Raw genomic sequence first — 1170 nt, 5'->3', positions numbered from 1 at the left:
TATCCTGCTTTCGATCTCTCCGAGCTCGATTCGGAAGCCATGTATTTTTATCTGTTCGTCTATTCTTCCAAGGAACTCGATATTTCCGTCAGGAAGCCATCTTACAAGGTCTCCTGAACGATACATACTTCCTTCACCGAATGGGTTCTTTACAAACTTCTCCGCTGTAAGCTCTGGTCTGTTAAGGTACCCTCTTGCTACTCCGTCTCCTGATATACAAAGCTCGCCCGGTACTCCGATTCCGCACAGCTTTTCTCCGCTCAGAATATACATCTGTGTGTTTGAAATCGGCTTTCCGATAGGTGTTTTATCTGCCTTTTTATCAATGATGTAATGTGCCGCAAAGGTTGTTGTCTCTGTAGGTCCGTATACATTCCTGAAGTCAAGTCCTGTGTTCTGTGTTCTCAGCATCTCCACATGCCGCTCTGATGTTGCCTCTCCTCCGAACATTAAATGCTTCAGACAATTGAATATAGTCTTATCTTCGCTGATAAACTGATTGAAAAGTGCTGTTGTAATAAACAATGTATTTACACCGTTATCCTCCATATACTTCTTGAAGGTTGCGGCGTTCAGCATTTTTTCCTTACTGATAAGGTGCAGTGTTCCTCCGTTAAGTGACGCTCCCCATACTTCAAACGTTGATGCATCAAACATCAATTGGCCTGTCTGAAGTATCACACTGCTTTCATCAAGTACAGTATAATCACAGTTCTTTACAAGCTTTACAACATTTCTGTTGATCACAACAACGCCCTTTGGCTGTCCTGTTGTTCCTGATGTATAGATACAATAAAATGCATCTTCGGCATTGTTTACATATTCAAGATTATCTGTATTTCCATTCCAAATGCTGCTGTCTGCAAGGTCTATCACAGGTATTTCACTGCCAAGTTCTATGGACTCAGCTGTGAATTTCAGTATACACTTTGGCTTGCAATCCTCAAGCATATATGTGATTCTTTCCTCAGGATATGTAGGATCTATCGGAACGTATGCTCCGCCTGCCTTGATGATTCCGTAAATTCCAACTATTATCTCGATACTCTTATCAGCAATAATCGCAACAAAATCCTCAGGCTTCACTCCCATCTCTCGCAGCTTATGCGCCAGGCTGTTTGCCTTTGCATTCAGCTCTGCATAGGTCAGTTCCTTGTCTTCAAATACGAG

At 42.3% G+C, this 1170-nt stretch carries 1 protein-coding gene; it reads right to left on the bottom strand.

Annotated features, from left to right (window positions below; genetic code table 11):
• A partial coding sequence (locus T488_RS0106745; RefSeq protein WP_028520113.1) for an amino acid adenylation domain-containing protein occupies window positions 1-1170 on the bottom strand: 1170 nt, incomplete at both ends.

The sequence above is a fragment of the Ruminococcus flavefaciens ND2009 genome, assembly GCF_000621785.1.
In the GTDB taxonomy this organism is placed as follows: domain Bacteria; phylum Bacillota; class Clostridia; order Oscillospirales; family Ruminococcaceae; genus Ruminococcus; species Ruminococcus flavefaciens_C.
This window is presented reverse-complemented; position numbering and strand designations above follow the sequence as displayed.